Annotated in this window: 14 protein-coding genes; 3 read left to right on the top strand and 11 right to left on the bottom strand. The window is 72.6% G+C overall.

Going from position 1 to position 19,840, the window contains the following annotated elements; translation table 11 throughout:
* Nucleotides 1-41: 41 nt before the first annotated feature.
* The 11 genes from ACF09K_RS02420 to ACF09K_RS02370 all read right to left on the bottom strand — a co-directional run bounded on the left by ACF09K_RS02420 (nt 42) and on the right by ACF09K_RS02370 (nt 14,336).
* Nucleotides 42-458: a cytidine deaminase gene (locus ACF09K_RS02420; RefSeq protein WP_392240592.1), complete on the bottom strand. Its 417-nt coding sequence runs from the start codon at nt 456-458 to the stop codon at nt 42-44.
* On the bottom strand, nt 455-1,717 hold the full coding sequence (locus ACF09K_RS02415) for an ABC transporter permease (protein ID WP_392240591.1): 1,263 nt from the start codon (nt 1,715-1,717) through the stop codon (nt 455-457). Before ACF09K_RS02415 ends, ACF09K_RS02420 begins: the two co-directional genes overlap by 4 nt.
* Nucleotides 1,717-2,841, bottom strand: coding sequence for an ABC transporter permease (locus ACF09K_RS02410; protein WP_392240590.1), 1,125 nt, complete (start codon nt 2,839-2,841; stop codon nt 1,717-1,719). The genes ACF09K_RS02415 and ACF09K_RS02410 overlap by 1 nt, the downstream gene beginning before the upstream one ends.
* Nucleotides 2,838-4,490 carry an ABC transporter ATP-binding protein gene (locus tag ACF09K_RS02405; RefSeq protein WP_392241016.1) on the bottom strand — a complete coding sequence of 551 codons (1,653 nt, stop codon included), beginning with the start codon at nt 4,488-4,490 and terminating at the stop codon, nt 2,838-2,840. The genes ACF09K_RS02410 and ACF09K_RS02405 overlap by 4 nt, the downstream gene beginning before the upstream one ends.
* A gap of 262 nt (nt 4,491-4,752) precedes the next feature.
* Nucleotides 4,753-5,799 carry a BMP family protein gene (locus ACF09K_RS02400; RefSeq protein ID WP_392240589.1) on the bottom strand — a complete coding sequence of 349 codons (1,047 nt, stop codon included), beginning with the start codon at nt 5,797-5,799 and terminating at the stop codon, nt 4,753-4,755.
* Nucleotides 5,800-6,265: 466 nt separating this feature from the next.
* Nucleotides 6,266-7,327, bottom strand: coding sequence for a BMP family protein (locus ACF09K_RS02395; RefSeq protein WP_392241015.1), 1,062 nt, complete (start codon nt 7,325-7,327; stop codon nt 6,266-6,268).
* Between the two features lie 284 nt (nt 7,328-7,611).
* The gene (locus ACF09K_RS02390) at nt 7,612-8,853 is read right to left on the bottom strand and encodes an amidohydrolase (protein WP_392241013.1); all 1,242 of its coding nucleotides are present in this window, start codon (nt 8,851-8,853) and stop codon (nt 7,612-7,614) included.
* Between the two features lie 566 nt (nt 8,854-9,419).
* Nucleotides 9,420-10,508 carry a hypothetical protein gene (locus ACF09K_RS02385; protein WP_392240588.1) on the bottom strand — a complete coding sequence of 363 codons (1,089 nt, stop codon included), beginning with the start codon at nt 10,506-10,508 and terminating at the stop codon, nt 9,420-9,422.
* Nucleotides 10,509-10,564: 56 nt separating this feature from the next.
* Nucleotides 10,565-11,503 carry an N-acetylneuraminate synthase family protein gene (locus ACF09K_RS02380; protein WP_392240587.1) on the bottom strand — a complete coding sequence of 313 codons (939 nt, stop codon included), beginning with the start codon at nt 11,501-11,503 and terminating at the stop codon, nt 10,565-10,567.
* A 12-nt stretch (nt 11,504-11,515) separates the two neighbouring features.
* The gene (locus ACF09K_RS02375) at nt 11,516-12,808 is read right to left on the bottom strand and encodes a cytidylyltransferase domain-containing protein (protein ID WP_392240586.1); all 1,293 of its coding nucleotides are present in this window, start codon (nt 12,806-12,808) and stop codon (nt 11,516-11,518) included.
* Nucleotides 12,809-12,974: 166 nt separating this feature from the next.
* Nucleotides 12,975-14,336 (bottom strand): DUF6716 putative glycosyltransferase, encoded by a 1,362-nt coding sequence (locus ACF09K_RS02370; RefSeq protein WP_392240585.1) that lies wholly within the window; start codon nt 14,334-14,336, stop codon nt 12,975-12,977.
* Nucleotides 14,337-14,533: 197 nt separating this feature from the next.
* On the opposite strand from ACF09K_RS02370, the gene ACF09K_RS02365 reads away from it, so the two are divergent.
* The 3 genes from ACF09K_RS02365 (at nt 14,534) to ACF09K_RS02355 (ending at nt 19,803) form a co-directional block, all read left to right on the top strand.
* The gene (locus ACF09K_RS02365) at nt 14,534-15,535 is read left to right on the top strand and encodes a glycosyltransferase family 2 protein (protein WP_392240584.1); all 1,002 of its coding nucleotides are present in this window, start codon (nt 14,534-14,536) and stop codon (nt 15,533-15,535) included.
* Nucleotides 15,535-16,899 carry a polysialyltransferase family glycosyltransferase gene (locus tag ACF09K_RS02360; RefSeq protein WP_392240583.1) on the top strand — a complete coding sequence of 455 codons (1,365 nt, stop codon included), beginning with the start codon at nt 15,535-15,537 and terminating at the stop codon, nt 16,897-16,899. The genes ACF09K_RS02365 and ACF09K_RS02360 overlap by 1 nt, the downstream gene beginning before the upstream one ends.
* Nucleotides 16,900-17,229: 330 nt before the next feature.
* Nucleotides 17,230-19,803, top strand: a complete 2,574-nt coding sequence (locus tag ACF09K_RS02355) for a glycosyltransferase family 4 protein (RefSeq protein WP_392240582.1) — start codon at nt 17,230-17,232, stop codon at nt 19,801-19,803.
* The last annotated feature ends 37 nt before the right edge of the window (nt 19,804-19,840 follow it).

Genomic DNA, 19,840 nt, shown 5'->3' with positions numbered 1-19,840 from the left:
CCTCCGCCCGGTTCACGCCGGTCGGAGGGGCCGCGCGGGAGTCACGGGGAGAGGTGGTCCGGACCGAAGGCCTGCGGGAGCATCTCGGCCAGCGGCAGGATCCCGGCCGGGGTCTCCAGCAGCAGTTCCGGGCCGCCGAACTCGTGGAGCAGCTGGCGGCAGCGGCCGCACGGGACGAGGATCTCGCCCCGGCCGTCCACGCAGGTGAAGTGCGTGAGCCGGCCGCCGCCGGTGCGCTGCAGCTCCGAGACCAGACCGCACTCGGCGCACAGGCCGATGCCGTAGGAGGCGTTCTCGACGTTGCAGCCCGAGACGGTACGGCCGTCGTCGACCAGGGCCGCCACGCCGACCGGGTACCCCGAGTAGGGGGCGTACGCGTGGCTCATGGCCTCGCGGGCCAGCTCGCGCAGGGCGTTCCAGTCGACGGTGGCGTCGGCGGCGTCGGCGGCCGGGGTCACTTGCCCTGCCCCTTGCGGTAGGGCAGACCGTCGGCCTTGGGCATGCGCAGGCGTTGCGCGGAGAGCGACAGCACCAGCAGCGTGACGATGTACGGGGCCGCGGAGACGACCTGGCGCGGCACCTCGTTCACGCTGGTGTACCAGAAGAACATCACGGCCGAGATCACCGCGGTGACGACGGCGGAGACGTACTTCTTCCTCCAGGCCAGGTAGGCCGCGCCGAACACCAGCAGGATCGCCAGGAGCAGGATCAGGGCGTGCACGTTGGTGGTGCCGCCGCGCAGGTTGAGGCTGTCGGTGTAGCCGAACAGGCCGGCACCCAGGGCGAGGCCGCCCGGCATCCAGTTGCCGAAGATCATCGCGGCGAGGCCGATGTAGCCGCGGCCCGCGGTCTGGCCGTCGAGGTACACGTTCGAGGCGACGATCGACAGGAAGGCGCCGCCGAGGCCGGCGAAACCGCCCGAGACGATCACGGCGATGTACTTGTACTTGTAGACGTTGACGCCGAGGGACTCGGCGGCCATCGGGTTCTCGCCGCAGGAGCGCAGGCGCAGGCCGAAGGCGGTCCGCCACAGCACCCACCAGGTGGCGGGGACGAGCGCCACCGCGACGACGGTCAGCGGGGAGAGGTTGGTGACCACGCCGCCGACCAGGCCGGCGATGTCGGAGACCAGGAACCAGTGCTTGTCGTTGAGGGTCTCCAGCCAGCCGGACAGGCCGGGGACGTCGAAGGTGCCCAGCGACTCGATCGGCGGGGACTGCTTGGAGGAGCCCTGCGGGGCGTCCTCGAAGGTGAACTTCGACAGGTAGCGGGTGGTGCCCAGGGCCAGGATGTTCAGCGCCACACCGGAGACGATGTGGTTGACGTTGAAGGTGACGGTGGCGACGGCGTGCAGGACGGCGCCGAGCGCGCCGCCGATGATGCCGAAGGCGACACCGGTCCAGGGTCCCCACTGGTAGCCGGCCCAGGCGCCGAACCAGGTGCCGAGGATCATCATGCCCTCGAGGCCGATGTTGACGACGCCCGCCCGCTCGGCCCACAGGCCGCCGAGGCCGGCGAGGCCGATCGGGACGGCCAGGCGCAGCGCGGTGGACGTCTGGCCGGTCGAGGTGATGCCGTCCGCACCGCTGATCAGGCGGACGATCGAGACGAGGACCAGCACGCCCGCGATGACCAGCAGGAGTACCGGGAGAGACATGCGGCGGCCGCCCTTGCCGGGCTGCTTCGCCTGCGGCTCGGCGATGGTCACGGTGGACATCAGGCCGCCACCTCCTTCTTCGGGTTGTTGCCGGCGGCCGCGGCGGCGAGCTCCGCGCCGACCCGGTGCTGCTGGCGGCGCAGGCCCCACTGGCGTACGGCCTCGTAGGAGATGACGACCGCGAACACGATCAGGCCCTGCATGATGGTGGCGATCTCCTTCTCGTACGCGACCGGGGTGGCGTAGTCGAGGGCGGGGGACGCCTTGTCGAGGAAGGCCCACAGCAGGGCCGCGAGCGCGATGCCGCCCGGGTTGTTGCGGCCGAGCAGGGCGATGCCGATGGCGGTGAAGCCGAGGCCGGCCGGGAAGCTGAGGCTGTAGGTGTGGGAGGAGCCGAGCAGCAGCGGCAGGCCGGAGACGCCGGCGACCGCGCCGGAGATCAGCATCGCGGTGAGCACCATGCGCTTGGCGTCGACGCCGGAGGCCGCGGCGGCCGTCTCCGACTCGCCGGAGGCGCGCAGGTCGAAGCCGAAGCGGGTGCGGTTGAGGACGACCCAGTAGCCGACGCCGAGGGCGACGGCGAGGAAGACCAGGCCGTAGATCTCGCCGACGTCCGGGCCCAGGTCGAGGCCGGGCACCCAGCCGGACTCCTTCATCACGCCGGTGGTGACGTTGTCGCCGAGCGCGACGCCGAAGTTGTCGCGGAGGGTGAGGTAGCCGATGAGGCTGGTGGCGATCGCGTTGAGCATGATCGTCGCGACGACCTCGCTGACGCCCCGGGTGACCTTGAGGACGCCCGCGATGCCGGCCCACATGGCGCCGGTGAGCGCGCCGACCAGCAGCAGCAGCGGGATCTGCAGGAAGGAGGGCAGCGCCACGTGCGCGCCGACCACCGCGGTGATGAAGGCGCCCAGCCGGTACTGGCCGTCCACGCCGATGTTGAACAGGTTCATGCGGAAGCCGAGGGCGACCGCGAGGGCGGCGATGTAGTACAGCGACGCCTGGTTGACGATCAGGACCTGCACGTCGGAGAAGCCGAGCTGCTCCAGCATCAGGCTGTAGGGCTCGATCGGGTTCTTGCCGGAGGCGATCAGCACGACCGAGGTCAGCAGGATCGCCGCGACGAGCGCCAGGACCGGGCCGGCCACGGCGAGGAGCAGGCGCTCCCTGTCGAACTTCTTCATCGGGCCTCGTCCTCCGGGGCGGCTTCTTCTTCGACGTGCTCGAGGTGCCCGGACGCGGCGCCGGTCATGGCCGAGCCGAGTTCCTCGGGGGTGACGGTCGCCGGGTCGGCGTCGGCGACCAGCCTGCCGTCGTAGATCACCCGGAGGGTGTCCGACAGGCCGATCAGTTCGTCCAGGTCGGCGGAGATCAGCAGCACGGCCAGGCCCTCGCGGCGGGCCTCGCGGATGCGGTCCCAGATCTGCGCCTGCGCGCCGACGTCCACACCGCGGGTGGGGTGGGCGGCGATCAGGAACTTGGGGTTGTGGCTCATCTCGCGGCCGACGATCAGCTTCTGCTGGTTGCCGCCGGAGAGGGAGGCGGCGGTGACGTCGATGCCGGGGGTGCGGACGTCGTACTCCTCGACGATCCGGCGGGTGTCGGCCTGCGCGCCCTTGGGGTCGAGCCAGAAGCCCTTGGCGTTGGGGGCCTCGGTGACGTGGCCGAGGATGCGGTTCTCCCAGAGGGGGGCCTCCAGGAGCAGGCCCTGGCGGTGGCGGTCCTCGGGGATGTAGCCGATGCCGGACTCGCGGCGCCTGCGGGTCGGCCAGGGGGTGATGTCCTCGCCGAGGAAGGCGATGGTGCCGGAGTCGGCGTTCTTGGTGCCGATCAGGGCGTCGATCAGTTCCGTCTGGCCGTTGCCCTCGACGCCGGCGATGCCCATGACCTCGCCGGCGTGGATGGTGAAGGTGACGTCGTCGAGGGCCTTCTTGATCACGCCGGGCGCCTCGACCAGGGAGCCGGGGCCCACGGGCTCGGCCTCCACGCCCAGGGAGGCGCCGCCGCCGGCGTAGACGGTGAGGTGCTCGACCGTGACGACGGGCTGGTCGGTGACCGTCGACCCGGCCGTCTCCGGGGTGGGCAGTTCGCTGCCGACCATCATCTCGGCGAGCTGGCGGGAGGTCGTCTCGGCGGGTACGGCCGTGCCGACGGTCGTCCCGCGCCGGATGACCGTGATGTCGTCGGCCACCGACAGGACCTCGCCCAGCTTGTGGGAGATGAAGATGACGGAGAGGCCCTCGGACTTCAGTTCGCGCAGGTTGGCGAAGAGCGCCTCGACCTCCTGCGGGACCAGGACGGCGGTGGGCTCGTCGAGGATGAGGTGGCGGGCGCCGCGGTAGAGGACCTTGAGGATCTCCACGCGCTGGCGGTCGGCGACGCCGAGGTCCTCGACCAGGGCGTCGGGGCGGACGCCGAGGCCGTAGCGGTCGGAGATCTCCTTGATCTTCCGGCGGGCACCGCCGCCGATGCCGTACAGCTTCTCGCTGCCGAGCACCACGTTCTCCAGGACGGTCAGGTTGTCCGCGAGCATGAAGTGCTGGTGGACCATGCCGATGCCGCGCGCGATGGCGTCGGCGGGGCTGGAGAAGCTCACCTGCTCGCCGTCGACCACGATGGTGCCCTCGTCCGGCTTCTGCATGCCGTAGAGGATCTTCATCAGGGTCGACTTGCCGGCGCCGTTCTCGCCGACGAGGGCGTGCACGGTGCCCTCGCGGACGGTCAGGTGGATGTCGTGGTTGGCGACGACACCGGGGAATCGCTTGGTGATGCCCGTCAGCTCCACCGCGACGGTCGACGGGGTGGTGGGCGGAGGGCTGCTGGACGCGTCGATGGCGCACTCTCCTCGGGAAAGGGGCCGCTCTACGCGCGTAGCGTCCCCGCTTTAAATAGTGCCCGGACCTGATCGATCTTGATGACTGCCCCTTCGGTCAGTCCCGATCCGTTCCGAGCATTCTGCCGCGCGAACGGGGCGCGGGAAGGAGATCGTCCCCGCACCCCGTTCCGAGGCCGTGACGCTGCCATTACAGCGCTTCTTCAGCCATGCCTGCGACAAAAGGTCCCCGACCGGTCTCGACAGGCCGGTGACACGGTCGTCAGGAGGTCTTCACCTTGATGGTGCCGTTCTTGATGCCTTCCTCGGCCTTCTTGACGGCGTCCTGGATCGCCTTGTCCGCCGCGAAGGTCGGGTTGGAGTTCGCCAGGCTCACGCCGCCGTTGGCGAGGTCACCGCGGACCACGCCGGTGGCGGGCTTGCCGTCCTCGACCGACTTGGCGAGCGTGAAGACCGCGCCCTCGACGTTCTTCATGGCGGAGGTGAGGATCGAGTCCTTGTACGCCTTGAGCGCGTCCTGCTTGTACTGGTCCGAGTCGACGCCGATGGCCCAGATCTTGTTGGCGCTGGCGGCCTTGATGACGCCCTGGCCGGAGAGGCCGGCGGCGGCGTAGACGACGTCGGCGCCGGCGTCGATCTGGCCGTCGGCGGCGTTCTCGCCCTTGTCCGGGCTGGAGAAGCCGCCCTCGGCCGCGGTCTCGGTCAGGTACTGCGACTTGACCGTGACGCCCTTCTTGGTGTCCGCGACGCCCTGCTTGTAGCCGGCCTCGAACTTGTGGATCAGGGGGACGTCCACGCCACCGATGAAGCCGACCACGTTGGACTTGGTCGCCTTGGCGGCGGCGACGCCCGCCAGGTAGGAGGCCTGCTCCTCGGAGAAGACGAGGTCGGCCACGTTGTCGGCCTTGGTCTGCTCGTCGTCCACGATGCCGAAGGTGGTCTTCGGGTACTTGGCCGCGACCTCCTTGACGGCCGGCGCGTAGGCGAAGCCGACGCCGATCACCGGGTTGTAGCCCTGCTTGGCGAGGCTCTCCAGGCGCTGCACCTTGTCGGCGTCGGACTCGCCGTCCTGCGGCTCGACGGCGGTCGACTTGTAGCCGAACTCCTTGTCGGCCTTCTCCATGCCCGCGGTGGCGGCGTCGTTGAAGGACTGGTCGCCCTTGCCGCCGATGTCGTACGCGAGGGCGAGGCCCAGGTTCTTGTCGTCACCGGAGGAGGACGACGTGGACGAGCTTCCGCAAGCGGAAGCGGTGACGGCGAAGGCTGCGGTAGCGACACCAGCAACCGCGATACGGGACACCCGGCGCATGGAACGAGACTCCTTTGTGCAAGCGCCCTATCAGGCGCTGGTTCCGCCGCAGCGTAACGCGCGTAGACCAGACGGAAAAACCCTTCTGTCCGGTCCGTTACCGAGCTGTGGCCACAGTTCGTACTCCAGGGTACGGACCCTGGAGCGCCCTGTGCGGGAGGGCAGGGCCGCTGGTCTGCGAGGACGCCCCCGACGGGCGGGGGTGAGGGCTCCGCGAGGGGCTCCGCCGGTGACGGAGGGGGCCGGGCCGGGGCGGCGCCTCGGGCGGGAGGCCGGGGCGGCGGACGGAAGGCCGGGGGCGCGGGGCCGGTGTTCTCGCCCCCGCCGCCCCTTCCCGTCCCGTCCCCGGGGGGCTGCCGCCCCCGGACCCCCGCTTCGGCCCTGGACGGGCCTCGTCCTCAAGCGCCGGACGGGCTGGGAGTCGGCCCCTCCGGCGTTCGGAGAGCGGGGCGGGCCGGTGCACGGGTCACTTCGTGTCGACGGTGACCTTGCCGTCGACGATGTCCTGCTTGGCCTTGTCCACGGCGTCGACGACGTCCTTCATGGCCTGGTACTTCGGGTTGGTGTCGGCGAAGCCGACGCCGTCGTTGGAGAGGCTGCCGCGGACCACGCCGGACAGGGGCTTGCCCTCGTGGACGGACTTGGCGAGGTCGTAGACCGCGCCGCCGACGTTCTTCAGCGCGGAGCCGAGGATGTAGTCCTTGTACGCGGCCAGCGAGCTCTGGGAGTACTGGTCGGAGTCGACGCCGATGGCCCACACCTTCTTGCCGGCGGCCTCGGAGATCACGCCCTGGCCGGACAGGCCGGCCGCGTGGTAGATGACGTCCGCGCCGGCCTCGATCTGGCCGCTCGCCCCCGCCTTGCCCTTGTCGGGGCTGGAGAAGCCGCCCTCCTGGGGCGTCTCGGTCAGGTACTGCGACTCGATCTTGATGGCCGGGTCGACCGACTTGGCGCCCTGGACGTAGCCGGCCTCGAACTTGTGGATCAGCGGGATGTCCACGCCGCCGATGAAGCCGATGTGCCCCTTCTTGGAGGCCTTCGCGGCGGCGACGCCGGCCAGGTAGGAGGCCTGCTCCTCGTGGAAGACGAGGTCGGCGACGTTCTTCGCCGTCACGGTCTCGTCGTCGATGATGCCGAAGGTGGTGTCCGGGAACTTCGCGGCGACCTCCTTGACGGCCGGCGCGTAGATGTAGCCGACGCCGATCACCGGGTCGTAGCCCGACTGGGCGAGCTGGGTCAGCCGCTGGACCTTGTCCGCGTCCGACTCTCCGTCCTGGGGCTCGACGTCCCGGCCGCCGATGCCGAACTCCTCGTCGGCCTTCCGGAAGCCGGCGTACGCGGCGTCGTTGAAGGACTGGTCGCCCTTGCCGCCGATGTCGTACGCCAGGCCGATGCCCTTGCCGGAGTACGTGCCGGACTCCTTGTCGCCGGTCTTGGAGCCGGTGCTCGACTCGCCGCAGCCGGTGGCCACCAGGCCCACGACCGCCACGGCCGCCGCCGCCCGCACGAGGCCGGTCCTTCGAGATATGAGACGCACAGCAGCACCCTTCATCCCCACGGCGCCGTCCCCGGCCCGCGTTCCCCAATGTGGTGCCTCTGGCACGGCTCCCCGACGGGCCGTCCCGAGGGGCGATTGCGGCGCACAGTAACGCGCGTAGAAGGGGAGGGGAACGGGGTTCCGCGCGGCCGTTACCGATTCGTGCCGCCCCCGGGTTACCGGCGGGTCTCCCGGATTACGCCCCGATGACACGGGCGGACGAAGGGGCGTTTTTCGGGCGCCCCTTCGTCCGGGCCGTCACCGGTGTCCCGCGCTCACGCCGTCCGGGTGACCGCGTCCAGCAGCGCCGCCGCGGTGAACAGCTCCACCCCCACGGTGATGGCGTGCTCGTCGGCGTCGAAGTCGCCCTGGTGCAGATCGCGGACGGTGCGCTCGCCCGGCGGGCGGACGCCGAGGCGGGCCATGGCGCCGGGGACGCGCTCCAGGTACCAGGAGAAGTCCTCGCCGCCGAGGCTCTGCTCGGTGCCCTCCACCGACTCCTCGCCGCGCCGGGCGGTCATGGCGTCCCGGAGCAGGGCGGTGACGTCGGCGTCGTTGACGACCGGGGGGACGCCGCGGACGTAGTTGATCTCCGACTTGGCGCGGTGCAGGTTGGCGACCTCGTCGATCGCGGCGACGACGAGGTCCGCCGCCTCCCGCCAGGCCTCGATGTCCAGGCAGCGCACGGTGCCGGACAGCTCGGCGTGCTGGGGGATGACGTTCGGGGCGTGGCCGCAGTCGATCCGGCCCCAGGTCACGGCGAGGCCGGCCCGGGTGTCGACGCGGCGGGCGACCAGCGCGGGCACGTCGGTGACGACGCGGGCGGCGGCGGTGACGAGGTCGGTGGTCAGGTGCGGGCGGGCGGTGTGGCCGCCGGGCCCGTCCAGGGAGATCTCCAGGCGGTCGCAGGCGGAGGTGATGGCACCTTCGCGCAGACCGATCAGACCGGCGTCCACGCGCGGGTCGCAGTGGACGGCGATGATCCGGCCGACACCGTCCAGGGCGCCGTCCGCGATGGCGTCGGCGGCACCGCCGGGCAGTACTTCCTCGGCGGGCTGGAAGATCAGCCGCACCGGGCGCGGGAGGCGGCCCTCGCGGTGCAGGCCGGCGAGGACGAGGCCGGCGCCGAGGACGACCGTGGTGTGCACGTCGTGACCGCAGGCGTGGGCGCGGTCGGGGACGGTGGAGCGGTAGGCGCAGTCGGCCTTGGTGTCGGGGATGGGCAGCGCGTCGATGTCGGCGCGCATCGCCAGGACGGGGGTGCCGTCGGTCCAGTCGCCGATGTCACAGATGAGCCCGGTGCCGGCGGTGAGGACACGGGGCTTGAGGCCCGCCCTCTCCAGGCGCTCCTTGATCGCCGCCGTCGTACGGAACTCCTGGTTGCCCAGCTCGGGATGCATGTGCATGTCGCGGCGGAAGGCGACGAGCTCGGCGCGCAGGGCTTCCGGCAGGCTGCCGGGGAGCGCGGCCTCCCCTGACGGATCGGCGGACGGATCGGCCTCGGACTCTCGGGACATCAGTTGCTTCACCCTCTGAAGGGTAGGACGCCGGGGTGGTCGGCTGACCCGCGATCAACAAAATTTCAACCCGTTAGGGGAAGAAAAGTTGGCCGCCCGGCGCATGGCTGGCATGCGTGCTGGGTAAACTCGGCCGGCTCCAGCCCAGTGGATCATGGCGTGCCGGCCCGTCTCTCCATCTTCCTCCTCCACGGTTACCACGGCTCACTCGAAGCACGCCCGGCCGTCCACGGAGCGGACCACGGGTGGACAGCCGCCGGTGCCGGGGCGGGTGCGGGGCCGGGGAGGCGAGTGGCCGGCGGCGGGTGCGGACGGCGGCTCGCACGGGGGACTCGGACGGCCGGCTCGGACGGCGGGCTCGGCGATGTCGGCGGGCGGGCGGCGGCGCGCGATCGCATCGCCGCCCGCCGGGTCCGCACATCAGACCCGCGCGCCGGGGGTCCGCGTGTCCGGGAGCTCGCGCGCCGGGGGCCCGCGTCTCCGGGGCCACATGCCAGACCCGTACTCCGGCCCCGCCGGGGGCCCGCGTGTCCGGGGCCCGGCGGGGGCCTGCCGGGCCGCTTCGGTCAAGCCGTGGCGACCCGGGCCAGGCGGTCCACCCCGCGGGCCGTCCCCGTGACGCCGGAGAGGAAGCTCTGGGCGCGGGGCGACGCGGTGCGGGTCAGCCAGGCCGGGTCTATGTCGCAGACCGCGACGCGCACGCCCGTGCCGGCGAGGGCCAGCGGGAGGGTGTGGACGACCGTGGAGGGGAAGCTGAGGACGGTCCTGCCGACGGGGCCCCGGCGGGCGATGAGTTCGAGGGGGAGGTCGGGGCGGACGACCTCCAGGCCCGTCTCCACGGCGAGGCGGTGGAGTTTCTCGGCGCTCTCGCGGCGGTGGGCGAAGTAGCGGGTGGCGCCGTGGGCCCTGGCGAGGACGCCGACGGCGTGCAGGTAGCGGTCGCCGTCGACGACGCCGGTCTCGACGAGGGACGTGCCGACCATGTCGGCGCCGTTCGTCACCCGGGGCGGGCCGAAGCGCTCGCGGGTCCAGGCGAAGGTGTGGGAGGTGACGGTCACCCCGTCCGGGGCGTCCGCTATCGGCATGGCGGAGAAGACCTCCACGCGGCGGGCCGGGCCGGGGGTGAGGCGGCGGCGGGCCGAGGAGGACACCGGCGCGAACAGCAGGTCGCGGGGGCCGGGCCGGCCGCCCTTGCGGTGCCAGCGCACCAGGCGTTCGCCGCGGGCGAGCTGGCCGACGAACTCCATGGTGGCGGTGCCGTCGTCGACGACGACGAGGTCGTGGGCGCGGGTGATGGTCAGCAGGAGCTGGACGTACCGGGAGAACGGGTCCCCCATGACGATCCGGTCGGCCCGGCGCAGCTCGCGGGCCAGGCCGCCGACGGTCCGGAAGGGGGCCGCGGGGCCGCCGCGGGCCTCCTCCCAGCGGACCTCGTGGCCGTCCCGGCGGGCCAGTTCGGCCATGCGGCGCAGCTGGCCGCGGGTCATGGGGTCGGTCGGGGACAGGACGACGAGGGTGAGCCCCGCGCCGGGCTCCTCCTGGGAACCCGGTCCCTGGGCGTGCGCCCACTCCAGGACGTTCAGGAGCTGCACCGGACTCTCGACGAAGGCGAGGGTGCGGGGGGTGGTGCCGGGGTTCCCGGCGCGAGGGCTCATCGTCGTACGACCGTCCCGTGAGGCACTGGTAGCGGTGGCCGGAGGGGTTTCCGGGGTCAGACGCCGACGGGTTCGCCGGCCGCCGCGGCGATCTCCGCCTCGGCGACGACGCCCGGGACGCGGCGCAGCTTCTTCATCGGGCCCAGCTCGGACTCGTAGACCTTCTTGACGCCGTCGCCGAGGGAGGACTCGATGGTGCGGATGTCGCGGACGAGGCGGGTGAGGCCCTGCGGCTCGACGGAGGCGGCCTGGTCGGAGCCCCACATGGCGCGGTCGAGGGTGATGTGGCGCTCGACGAAGGTGGCGCCGAGGGCGACCGCGGCGAGGGTGGTCTGCAGGCCCGTCTCGTGACCGGAGTAGCCGATCGGGACGTTGGGGTACTCGGCCTGGAGGGTGTTGATGACGCGGAGGTTCAGCTCCTCGGCCTTCGCCGGGTACGTCGACGTGGCGTGGCAGAGCAGGATGTTGTCGCTGCCGAGGACCTCGACGGCGTGGCGGATCTGCTTCGGGGTGGACATGCCGGTGGAGAGGATGACGGTGCGGCCCGTGGCGCGCAGGGCGCGCAGCAGCTCGTCGTCGGTGAGGGAGGCGGAGGCCACCTTGTGGGCGGGGACGTCGAACTTCTCCAGGAAGGCGACGGCCTCGGTGTCCCACGGGGAGGCGAACCAGGCGATGCCCTTCTCCTTGCAGTACGCGTCGATCTGCCGGTACTCGTCCTCGCCGAACTCCACGCGGTGGCGGTAGTCGATGTACGTCATCCGGCCCCAGGGGGTGTCGCGCTCGATGTCCCACTGGTCGCGCGGGGTGCAGATCTCGGGGGTGCGCTTCTGGAACTTCACGGCGTCGCAGCCGGCTTCGGCGGCCGCGTCGATGAGCTTGAAGGCGTTGTCGAGGTCGCCGTTGTGGTTGATGCCGATCTCGCCGCAGATGTAGACGGGGTGACCGGGGCCGGCCGTGCGCGAACCGAACTGGCGGAGGCGGGAGTTGGTGCTCATGGGAGGGGTTCCTTACTCGGGGAGGGGGAGGGGGGAGTCGAGGGTGGGGCCGAGGATCCAGCCGGCGATCTCCCGGATCGCGCCGTCGCCGCCGGGGAGGGTGGTGACCGCGCGCGCGGCGCCGCGTACGACGTCGTGGGCGCTCGCGACCGCCACGGGCCAGCCCACGAGGGCGAAGCACGGGAGGTCGTTGACGTCGTTGCCGACGTAGAGCACGCGCTCCGGCGCGATGCCCTGCTCCTCGCACCAGTGCTTGAGCGCGAGGTCCTTGTGGTCGATGCCGTGCAGGACCGGGAGCTTGAGCTTCCGGGCGCGGGCGGCGACCACGGGGTTCTGTTCCGTGGACAGGATCAGCAGCTTCAGTCCGCTCCTGCGCAGGGCGGCGATGCCGAGGCCGTCGCCGCGGTGCACGGAGACGAACTCCCGTCCGTCGGAGTCGATCAGCACCCGGTCGTCGGTCTGGGTGCCGTCGAAGTCGAGGACGACCGCGTCGATGTCGGCGGCGGTCGGGAGCGGACCGGCGGGGGCCGGGGTCCCCGCGCCCGGGCGGAGGCCGGCCCCGGGGAGGTCCGCGTCGAAGAGGGGGGCGAGGGCGCGGGCGCGGGCCAGGTCGTGCGGGTCGTCGACCTCCAGCACGCGGGCCGGGTCGGTGCGCACGAGGTCGGTGCGGCCGAAGAAGCGGTGGCCGTGCTCGCGGAAGCCGGCCGCGTCCATGGCGTAGGCGGCGCCGGTCTCCAGGAGGTCCTGGGGGCGGTCCTGGCGGCGCGGGCGGTACGACTTGTCGTGGTTGACGCCGAAGCCGCCGGCGCCGTCCGGGCCGTCGGCACCGTCGCCGCCGTCGCCGCCGTCGCGCCAGACGAAGCCGTGGAAGGGGGCGACGGTGACGGCGGTGTCGGCGCCGTTCTCGACGACCGCGGCGGCCACGCCGTCGATGTCCTCGCGGACGAGGAACGGGCTGGTGCACTGCACCAGGAGCACCACGTCGACGGCCGTGCCGTGCAGGGCCTCGTGGGTGTCCATGGCGTGCAGGACGGCGGCCTCGGAGGTGGCGGTGTCGCCGGCGATGGCGGCCGGGCGCAGCACGACCTCGGCACCGGCCTCGCGGGCGGCCGCGGCGATGTCCTGGTCGTCGGTGGACACCACGACGTCGGTGACGAGCCGGCCGGCCCTGCACTCCCGCACGGCCCGCGCCACCAGGGGCACGCCGCCGACGGGCGCCAGGTTCTTCGCGGGGACGCCCTTGGACCCGCCGCGCGCGGGGATCACGGCGAGGACGCGGCGCACGCCCGCCTGGGAGGGGGTCATGGGCGGGACTCCTTGACGGGAAGGACGGGCGGGACGGGCGGGACGGGCGGGACGAGAAGATCGGAGAGGGCTGGGAGGGCGGGGAGTACGGGGAAGGGGAGGACCGACGTCGTCCGCGGCGTCCCCCGCCCGGCGCGCCGGCGGCGGACGGCCGCGTGGCCGGCGTTCACAGGTCGCCCATCCGGCGGATGACCGGGGCGACGCGCTGGACGCCGTGGCGGTAGGCGCCGCGGGCCGCGCGGCGGACGATCTGGCGGACCGGTCCGGGTTCCCGGTCCGCGGCCCGCTCCCCGGGCAGCGGGCTGCCGTCGGGGCCGAGGTGGTGGCGGGCCAGGATGGCGGGGAGGTAGCCGGGGGCCGTGGCGGGGGTGTAGTAGGGGGTGAGCGGCGGCAGGCCGTCGGGGCGGTCGAGCAGCCGGGTGATGCGCTCGCGGGCCGTGTCGAAGGCGCGTTCGTACGAGTCGCCCTCGGCGGCGACGCCCTGCCGGGCCACCCATTCCCCGTCGGGGACGGGCCGGTGCCCGGCGTCGAGCTGGTCCCAGGAGGCGAGGCAGCCGGAGCCGACGAAGTGGTGGTTGCCGAGCGCCTCGCGCACCCCGAGGTCGGTGAGGACCACGGTGGGGATGCGGCGGTGCAGGGATTCCAGGGCGGCGGTGGAGCTGACCGTGACCATGAGGTCGGTGCGGTCGAGGACCTCGCCCATGTTGCCGTACACGAGGCGGAAGTTGGCGGGCGGGTCGAGCCGCTGCGCCAGCTTCTGGTACGGCAGCTCCTCGATGTGGGTGGTGTGTTCGCCGGGCCGGGAGCGCAGCTTGAGCAGCACCTCGCGCTCGGGGTGCAACCGGGCGTGCCGGACGAGCCGTTCGAGGAGGTAGGTGCGGTCCCTGCGGTTGTCGGGGACCGAGGGCTGCGCGGCGAAGACGACGGTGTAGGGGTCGTGCTCACCGGTGTGGGGGGCGCCGCCGAGGAACGGCAGGGCGACCTCGGTGACCGAGGAGGAGTCGGCGCCGACCCCGTCGTACACGGCGCGGAAACGCTCCGCGTCCTGGCGGGAGTTGGCGAGGACCAGGTCGGCGCCGTGCCGCAGCAGCAGACCGTCGGCGAGCTTCTCGTAGACGACGCCCACGTAGCCGGTGACGACGACGGGCCGCTCGCCGCCGTCCTCCCAGATCCGCTTGAGGCCGTGCAGGATCGCCTGGACGCCGCCGCCGACCAGCGCGAGGACGAGGACGTCGTACTTCTCGCCCGCCATGGCGCGCAGGAACTCGACGGCCGTCACCTCGCGCAGGGAGTCGGCGCGCACGCCGACCTCGGCGAGCTGGCGGGGGGTGGGGGTCGCCCGGCCGCGCAGCAGGTAGCCGTCGAGGACGGGGGCGACTTGCGCGCCGTCCCGCGGTCCGGCTTCCATGGACGGATCGGGTCGTCCGCCCGGAGCGATCCGGCCCGCGGTCGCCGCACCCCATTTCCAGCGGGTGTCGGAGTCCGCGAGCACGGCGATCCGGGAGGGCTTCGAAGTACGTGGTGGCACGCCGAAGACGCTAGGAAGCAAAACCCAGGCTTTGTCCAACCGCGATTCAACGGAAAGTTAACAGCACGCCACCGGTTCCCGAACCGGCCCGTCGATTCCGCGGAAATACACGGGATGCACCGATCCGACACATCGAGTTCATCGCCCGTACCCTTACCGGAAATTTTTGCCGCCGGGCGCGCTCCTAGGATTTCGGCGTGCCCAAGCTTTCCGTGATCGTGCCGTTCTACAACGTCCAGCAATACGCGCCGGACACCCTCCGGAGCCTTCTCCTGAACGCCCGCCCGGACTTCGAGTTCGTGCTGGTCGACGACCGTTCGAAGGACGGGACGCCGGCCGTTCTCGAGCGGGCCGCCGAGGAACTGTCGAAGGTCGCCGAGGTGCGTCTGATCCGTCATGAGGAGAACGGAGGGCTCGCCACCGCGCGCAACACCGGACTGGACGCCGCGCGGGGCGAGTACCTGACGTTCCTGGACGGCGACGACTGGCTCGCGCGCGGCTACCTGACCGACCTGGTCACCGCGATCGAGGAGCTGGGCTGCGACTTCGTGCGCGTCGACCACGTGCAGGCCACCGCGCGCGCCCGCACCCTGGTCCGGCATCCGCACGGGCTGCGGGGGGAGGTGCTGAACCCGCGCGAGGCGATCCTGCCCGCGGACCGCTCGACGTCGGTGGACTACCCCTACGCCTGGGCCGGCGCCTACCACCGCCGCCTCGTGGACCGCGGACTGCTGCACTTCACCCACGGGCTGCGGACCGCCGAGGACCGGCCGTGGATCTGGAAGCTGCACCGGGAGGCGGAGTCGTTCGCCGTGCTGAACCTGCTCGGCGTGTTCTACCGGCGCGGGGTCGCCTCCTCCCTCACCCAGATCGGCGACGCCCGCCAGCTGGACTTCATCCGCGCGTTCGACCAGGTCGTCGAGGAGACCGCGCGGGACCCCGAGGCGGACCGGCTGCTGCCCAAGGCGGTGCGCACCTACTGCGCGATCATCGCCCACCACCTCGGCGAGACGGAGAAGTTCGAGCCCCCGGTGGCCCGGCAGCTGCGCGCGATGAGCGCGGCGGCCGTCAAGCGCCTGCCGCAGGACCTGCTCACCGAGGTCCTGGACACGATGGACCCGGAGCGCTCGGCGACACTGCGCCGGCTGCGCCGCAGGACCACCTCCTCCCGGACCGGCACCCCGAAGGCGGCCGCCTGATGCCTCGCACGACCCAGATCTTCTGCGCCTCCACGCTGTACGGCGTCGCCACGCTGGCCGCCGCGCTGGATTCCGGCGGCTTCCCGGCGGCGGACCGCCGGCTGCTGCTGGTGTGCAACAACACGACGACCCCGGAGACCACCCCGGCCCTCGACGAGATGCCGGGCTTCGCGCCGCTGCGGGACCGCTTCGACGCCGTGCTGTCCTGGAACGCGGCGATCAGCCCCTTCCACCCGGGCGCCTGGGCACCGCGCCCCGACGACGCGCCGCTCCTGGAGCGCTACCTGCGGCTGCTGTGGGGGCTCGGCGACGACCGGGTGGAGCTCGTCCTGGAGTCGATCCAGGTCAACCCCGCGCAGGCGATCGCGCAGGTGTTCCCCGGAGCGCCCGTCGACGTGTACGCCGACGGACTGATGAGCTACGGGCCGACCCGCAACAAGCTCGACCCGCTGATCGGCACCCGCGTGCGCCGGCTGCTCCACCTCGACCTGGTGCCGGGGCTGGTGCCGCTGCTGCTCACCGAGTTCGGGGTGCCGGCGCGGACCGTGCCGACGAGCGGCTTCCTGAAGGTCCTCGGCGAGGTCGGCGAGGCCGTGGCGGACCTGCCCGCGCTGCCCGACGGCGCCGCGCTGCTGCTGGGCCAGTACCTGTCCGCGCTGGACATCCTCACCGTCGAGGAGGAGGAGGACCTGCACGTGCGGATGATGCGGGGGGCGGTCGCCCGCGGGCACCGCGCGGTGGTGTTCAAGCCGCACCCCACCGCACCGGCCCGCTACAGCCGGGTCCTGGAGGCCGAGGCCGGGAAGCTGGGCGTCGACCTCACCGTGCTGGACACGCCGGTCCTCGCCGAGGTGCTGTTCGCCAGGGCGCGTCCGGCGCTGGTGGTGGGCTGCTTCTCCACGGCCCTGTTCACCGCGTCGGCGTTCTACGACCTGCCGGTCGCCCGCATCGGCACCGAGCGGCTGATGGACCGGCTCGCCCCGTACCAGAACAGCAACCGGGTGCCGGTCGTGCTGGCGGACGCGCTGCTGCCGGACCTGGAGGACGGCGAGGGCGAGACGCGCGTCCCCGAGGAGTCGCTGACCGATCTGGTCCGGGCGGTGGGCTACGTGATGCAGTCCCGGATCCACCCGGGTCTGCGCCCGGTCGCCGAGGAGTACCTGCGCACCCGTCTCGGGCCGCGCACGAAGCGGTACTTCAAGCGCCGGCGGCTCACCGCGCTGGGGCTGCCGGGCGGCATCCCGGAGCGGCTGTCGTTCCTCCCGCGCAACTCCACCGCGCGCCGGGTCGTGCGGCGGGCCAGAGCGCTCCGCAAGGCGGTGCGCGGCACGAAGGCGTCGGGCAAGCCGGTCCGGCGGGTGTGAACGGGGGTTCCGCACACGGTTCCCCCCGCGGACACGGATCCGGACGCGGACGCGGACACCGGTCCGCATCCGGATCCACGGGGCGCGTGCCCGGGCACGGGTACAGGCACGGGCACGCGCACGCGCACGGGTACAGGCGCGAACACGCACACGGACGCGGGCACAGGCGCGAACAGGAGCACAGCCGCGGGCGCGAGCACGGGCAGCATGGGCGTCGGGTCGTGTGAGTCTCCGGGCCACGCGGCCGTGTCCCCGAACACGTCGAGTGTTCACCGAGAGTTTGATCCGGACGGCCCGTCCGGGAAATCCCGGTCGTATTTCATTCACCCCGTGCGCATCGCTGTGTTTGTCGAGAACCGCAATGGCGTCGATCTCGCCTCGAAGATCCTGCGGGCCGAGGGAGCCGACGCCCACTCGTTCCATCTCCTCGGTGGCGACCGGGACGGGAAAATCGTCGGCTGGACCGAGGAGGAGGCCGCCGCCCGGTTCGGCGGCCCCGCTGCACACGCTCTCTTCACGGGGGAGGAGGAACTGAGCGACGCCGAGTTCCTGGAGGAATTCGGCCACCGCGTCAGCGCCTTCGCCGAAAAGGAACGCATCGACCGGCTGGTGTTCTTCGAGGACCTGTCGCAGCGCAGCAGGCGGCTGGCCGGCGTGCTGGGCCGCACCCTGCCGCTCGTCCTCGTCCAGGACCGCCACCTCGACTTCCGCCACCGGAGGACCGGCACCGGACGGCGCGACCGGAGCTGGTACTACGGCGCCTCGTCCCCGGCCGCCGTCTGCGTCTGGGGCCCGGCGACCGCGCACCACCTGCTGTTCCGCTCCGTCGACGCCGACCCGCCCGTCCACATCACCGGCGCCCTCGGCCACAGCGACGACCCGGCCCTGCTGCGGGCCGCCCGCTCCGCCACCCACCGGCACGCCAGGAAGCCCGGCGAACCGCTGCGCATGGTGGTGATCGACCAGCCGCTGAGCAGGCAGGGCACGCTGTCCCGCGGGGAGCACCGCGAACTGCTCGCCCGACTGCGCGAGGTGCTGGGCGAGTTCGGCGAGGTCGAGGTGAAGCAGTATCCCGCCGGGCTCGACGGGTACGACCTCGCGGTCACGTTCCTCGCCCCGGCGCACTTCCAGGCGCTGCCGGCGGGCACCCCGCTGATCTGGTTCGGCCCGCCCGCGCTGGACATCGTGTTTCCCACGGTCGACCACCCGCTGCTGCGCAACGTGGGCACGGTCGGCGAACTCGTCGACGCGGTGGCCGGCCTCAAGCGGTCGGGCACGTTCCCGGCCAACACGCACGGCGAGCCCGTCGAGCACTTCGTCGCCCTCCAGGACGACGTCGCCGGGCGGGTGCTGCGCGTCGTCGAGGAGGCCGCCGTACCGGAGGAACCGCCGGCTCCGCGCCGGCCGCGGGCGGGCGACGGCCTGTCGCGGGCCGAACGGGCGCTGCGCGCCGTGCGCGGGCAGCTGGCACCGCCCCGCTCGCTGGCCGTGCTCGGACTCGGCTTCACCTACGAGACCGGGGTGGCGATCCCCGTCCTCACCTACACGCAGGCGCTGCTCGCCCACAGCCCGGTCGACATCCGCTACTTCGACCTCACGGCCTACGACCGCTGCGAGGACGTCCTGGCGGACCTGACGGACGCCGAGGTCGTCCTGGTCAACAGCCTGGCCCCGTTCTGGCGTTCGCCGCTGGCGGGCGAACTGGTCGCGAAGCTGCGGGAACGGGGCACGTCCGTGGCGCTGTACGCCCACGAGACCGAGTACGTCATGGACTTCGAGGGCTCGCGCAACCCGCTGCGGCACGAGGAGCTGGTCGGCCTGCTGCCCGGCCTGAAGGTGCTGTGCGTGTCGAGCGCCCAGGCCGACATGTTCCGCGCGCTGGGGGTGAGCGATCCGGTCGTGGTCTACAACACGGTCCCCCGTGACGCCCACCGCGCCCGTGCCCGGCGGACGCCCGGTGCGCGGCCGCGCGTCGTGATGGTCGGTTCGATGCAGGACCGCAAGGGCCTCGACCTGTTCTCGCGGGTCGCGGAACTGGCGTACACGCGGGGGCTGCCGTGGCGGTTCGCGTGGATCGGCCCGCGGACGTGGCGCATCGGCTCCACCACCCTGCTGTCGGACCGGGTCGAGTGGCTGGGGGCGCTCTCCCGCAACCGCGTCCGGGAGGAACTGGCCGCCTCCGACGTCTTCCTCCTGTCCAGCGTCGACGACCCGATGCCGCTGTCCGTGGTCGAGGCGGTGCAGCAGCGGCTGCGCACGGTCACCTACCACCGGGTGGGCTCCCGGGAGGTCCTGGAGGGCGTGTCCGGCTACCGTTCCTTCGCCGAGTACACCCCCGAGGCGGCGCTCGACGCGCTGTGCCGGGTGCTGGACGACGAGGTCTCGGAGGCCGGGTACCAGGACGTCGAGGAACTCTTCGACATCGCGGCCTTCACCGCGCGGATGACGACGGCGCTGGGCCTGCCGGGCCCCGGTGACCCCGTACGGCGCCCGGCCGGGGGCGGCGAGGGCGGCGGAGACGGGGACGGCGCGCCCGCGCCGTTCTCCGCGGTGCCGTCGCGGCACGGCGGCCATCTCATCGAGGACTTCGTGCGGCACGTCACGGCGGGCCGTGACGACGACGCCCTGCGGGTGGGCGCCGAGATCCTGCGCCACCGGCAGCCGGTGGACGTCCTCGTCGGCATGGCGGAGATCAGGGCGGGGCGCGGCGAGGCGGACGAGGCGTGCCGGCTGCTGTCCGCGGCGGCCGTCGCGGGCGGCGATCGGGCCCAGGTCTGGACGGAGGTCGCGCGGGTCGCGGGCCTGCTCGGCGCGCGGGGCCGGTCCGTCCGGCAGTTCGCGCGCCGGGAGTCGGTCCGGCTGCGGATCGGCAGCCGTGCGGCCCGGCTGCTGAAGCGGAACTGACGCCGCGGTGAACGGGCGGCGACGGATGGACAAAGGC

The organism is Streptomyces sp. NPDC014882 (assembly GCF_043081325.1).
Classification (GTDB): domain Bacteria; phylum Actinomycetota; class Actinomycetes; order Streptomycetales; family Streptomycetaceae; genus Streptomyces.
Note: the sequence above shows the minus strand (reverse complement) of the source record. Positions and strands in the feature narration are given on the sequence as shown.

What these genes read in the sequence shown, in the direction of transcription:
- ACF09K_RS02385 (WP_392240588.1), bottom strand. Translation starts at nt 10,508, where the DNA reads ATGAGCCCTCGCGCCGGGAACCCCGGCACCACCCCCCGCACCCTCGCC.
- ACF09K_RS02410 (WP_392240590.1), bottom strand. Translation starts at nt 2,841, where the DNA reads ATGAAGAAGTTCGACAGGGAGCGCCTGCTCCTCGCCGTGGCCGGCCCG.
- ACF09K_RS02400 (WP_392240589.1), bottom strand. Translation starts at nt 5,799, where the DNA reads ATGCGCCGGGTGTCCCGTATCGCGGTTGCTGGTGTCGCTACCGCAGCC.
- ACF09K_RS02390 (WP_392241013.1), bottom strand. Translation starts at nt 8,853, where the DNA reads ATGTCCCGAGAGTCCGAGGCCGATCCGTCCGCCGATCCGTCAGGGGAG.
- ACF09K_RS02375 (WP_392240586.1), bottom strand. Translation starts at nt 12,808, where the DNA reads ATGACCCCCTCCCAGGCGGGCGTGCGCCGCGTCCTCGCCGTGATCCCC.
- ACF09K_RS02380 (WP_392240587.1), bottom strand. Translation starts at nt 11,503, where the DNA reads ATGAGCACCAACTCCCGCCTCCGCCAGTTCGGTTCGCGCACGGCCGGC.
- ACF09K_RS02360 (WP_392240583.1), top strand. Translation starts at nt 15,535, where the DNA reads ATGCCTCGCACGACCCAGATCTTCTGCGCCTCCACGCTGTACGGCGTC.
- ACF09K_RS02415 (WP_392240591.1), bottom strand. Translation starts at nt 1,717, where the DNA reads ATGTCCACCGTGACCATCGCCGAGCCGCAGGCGAAGCAGCCCGGCAAG.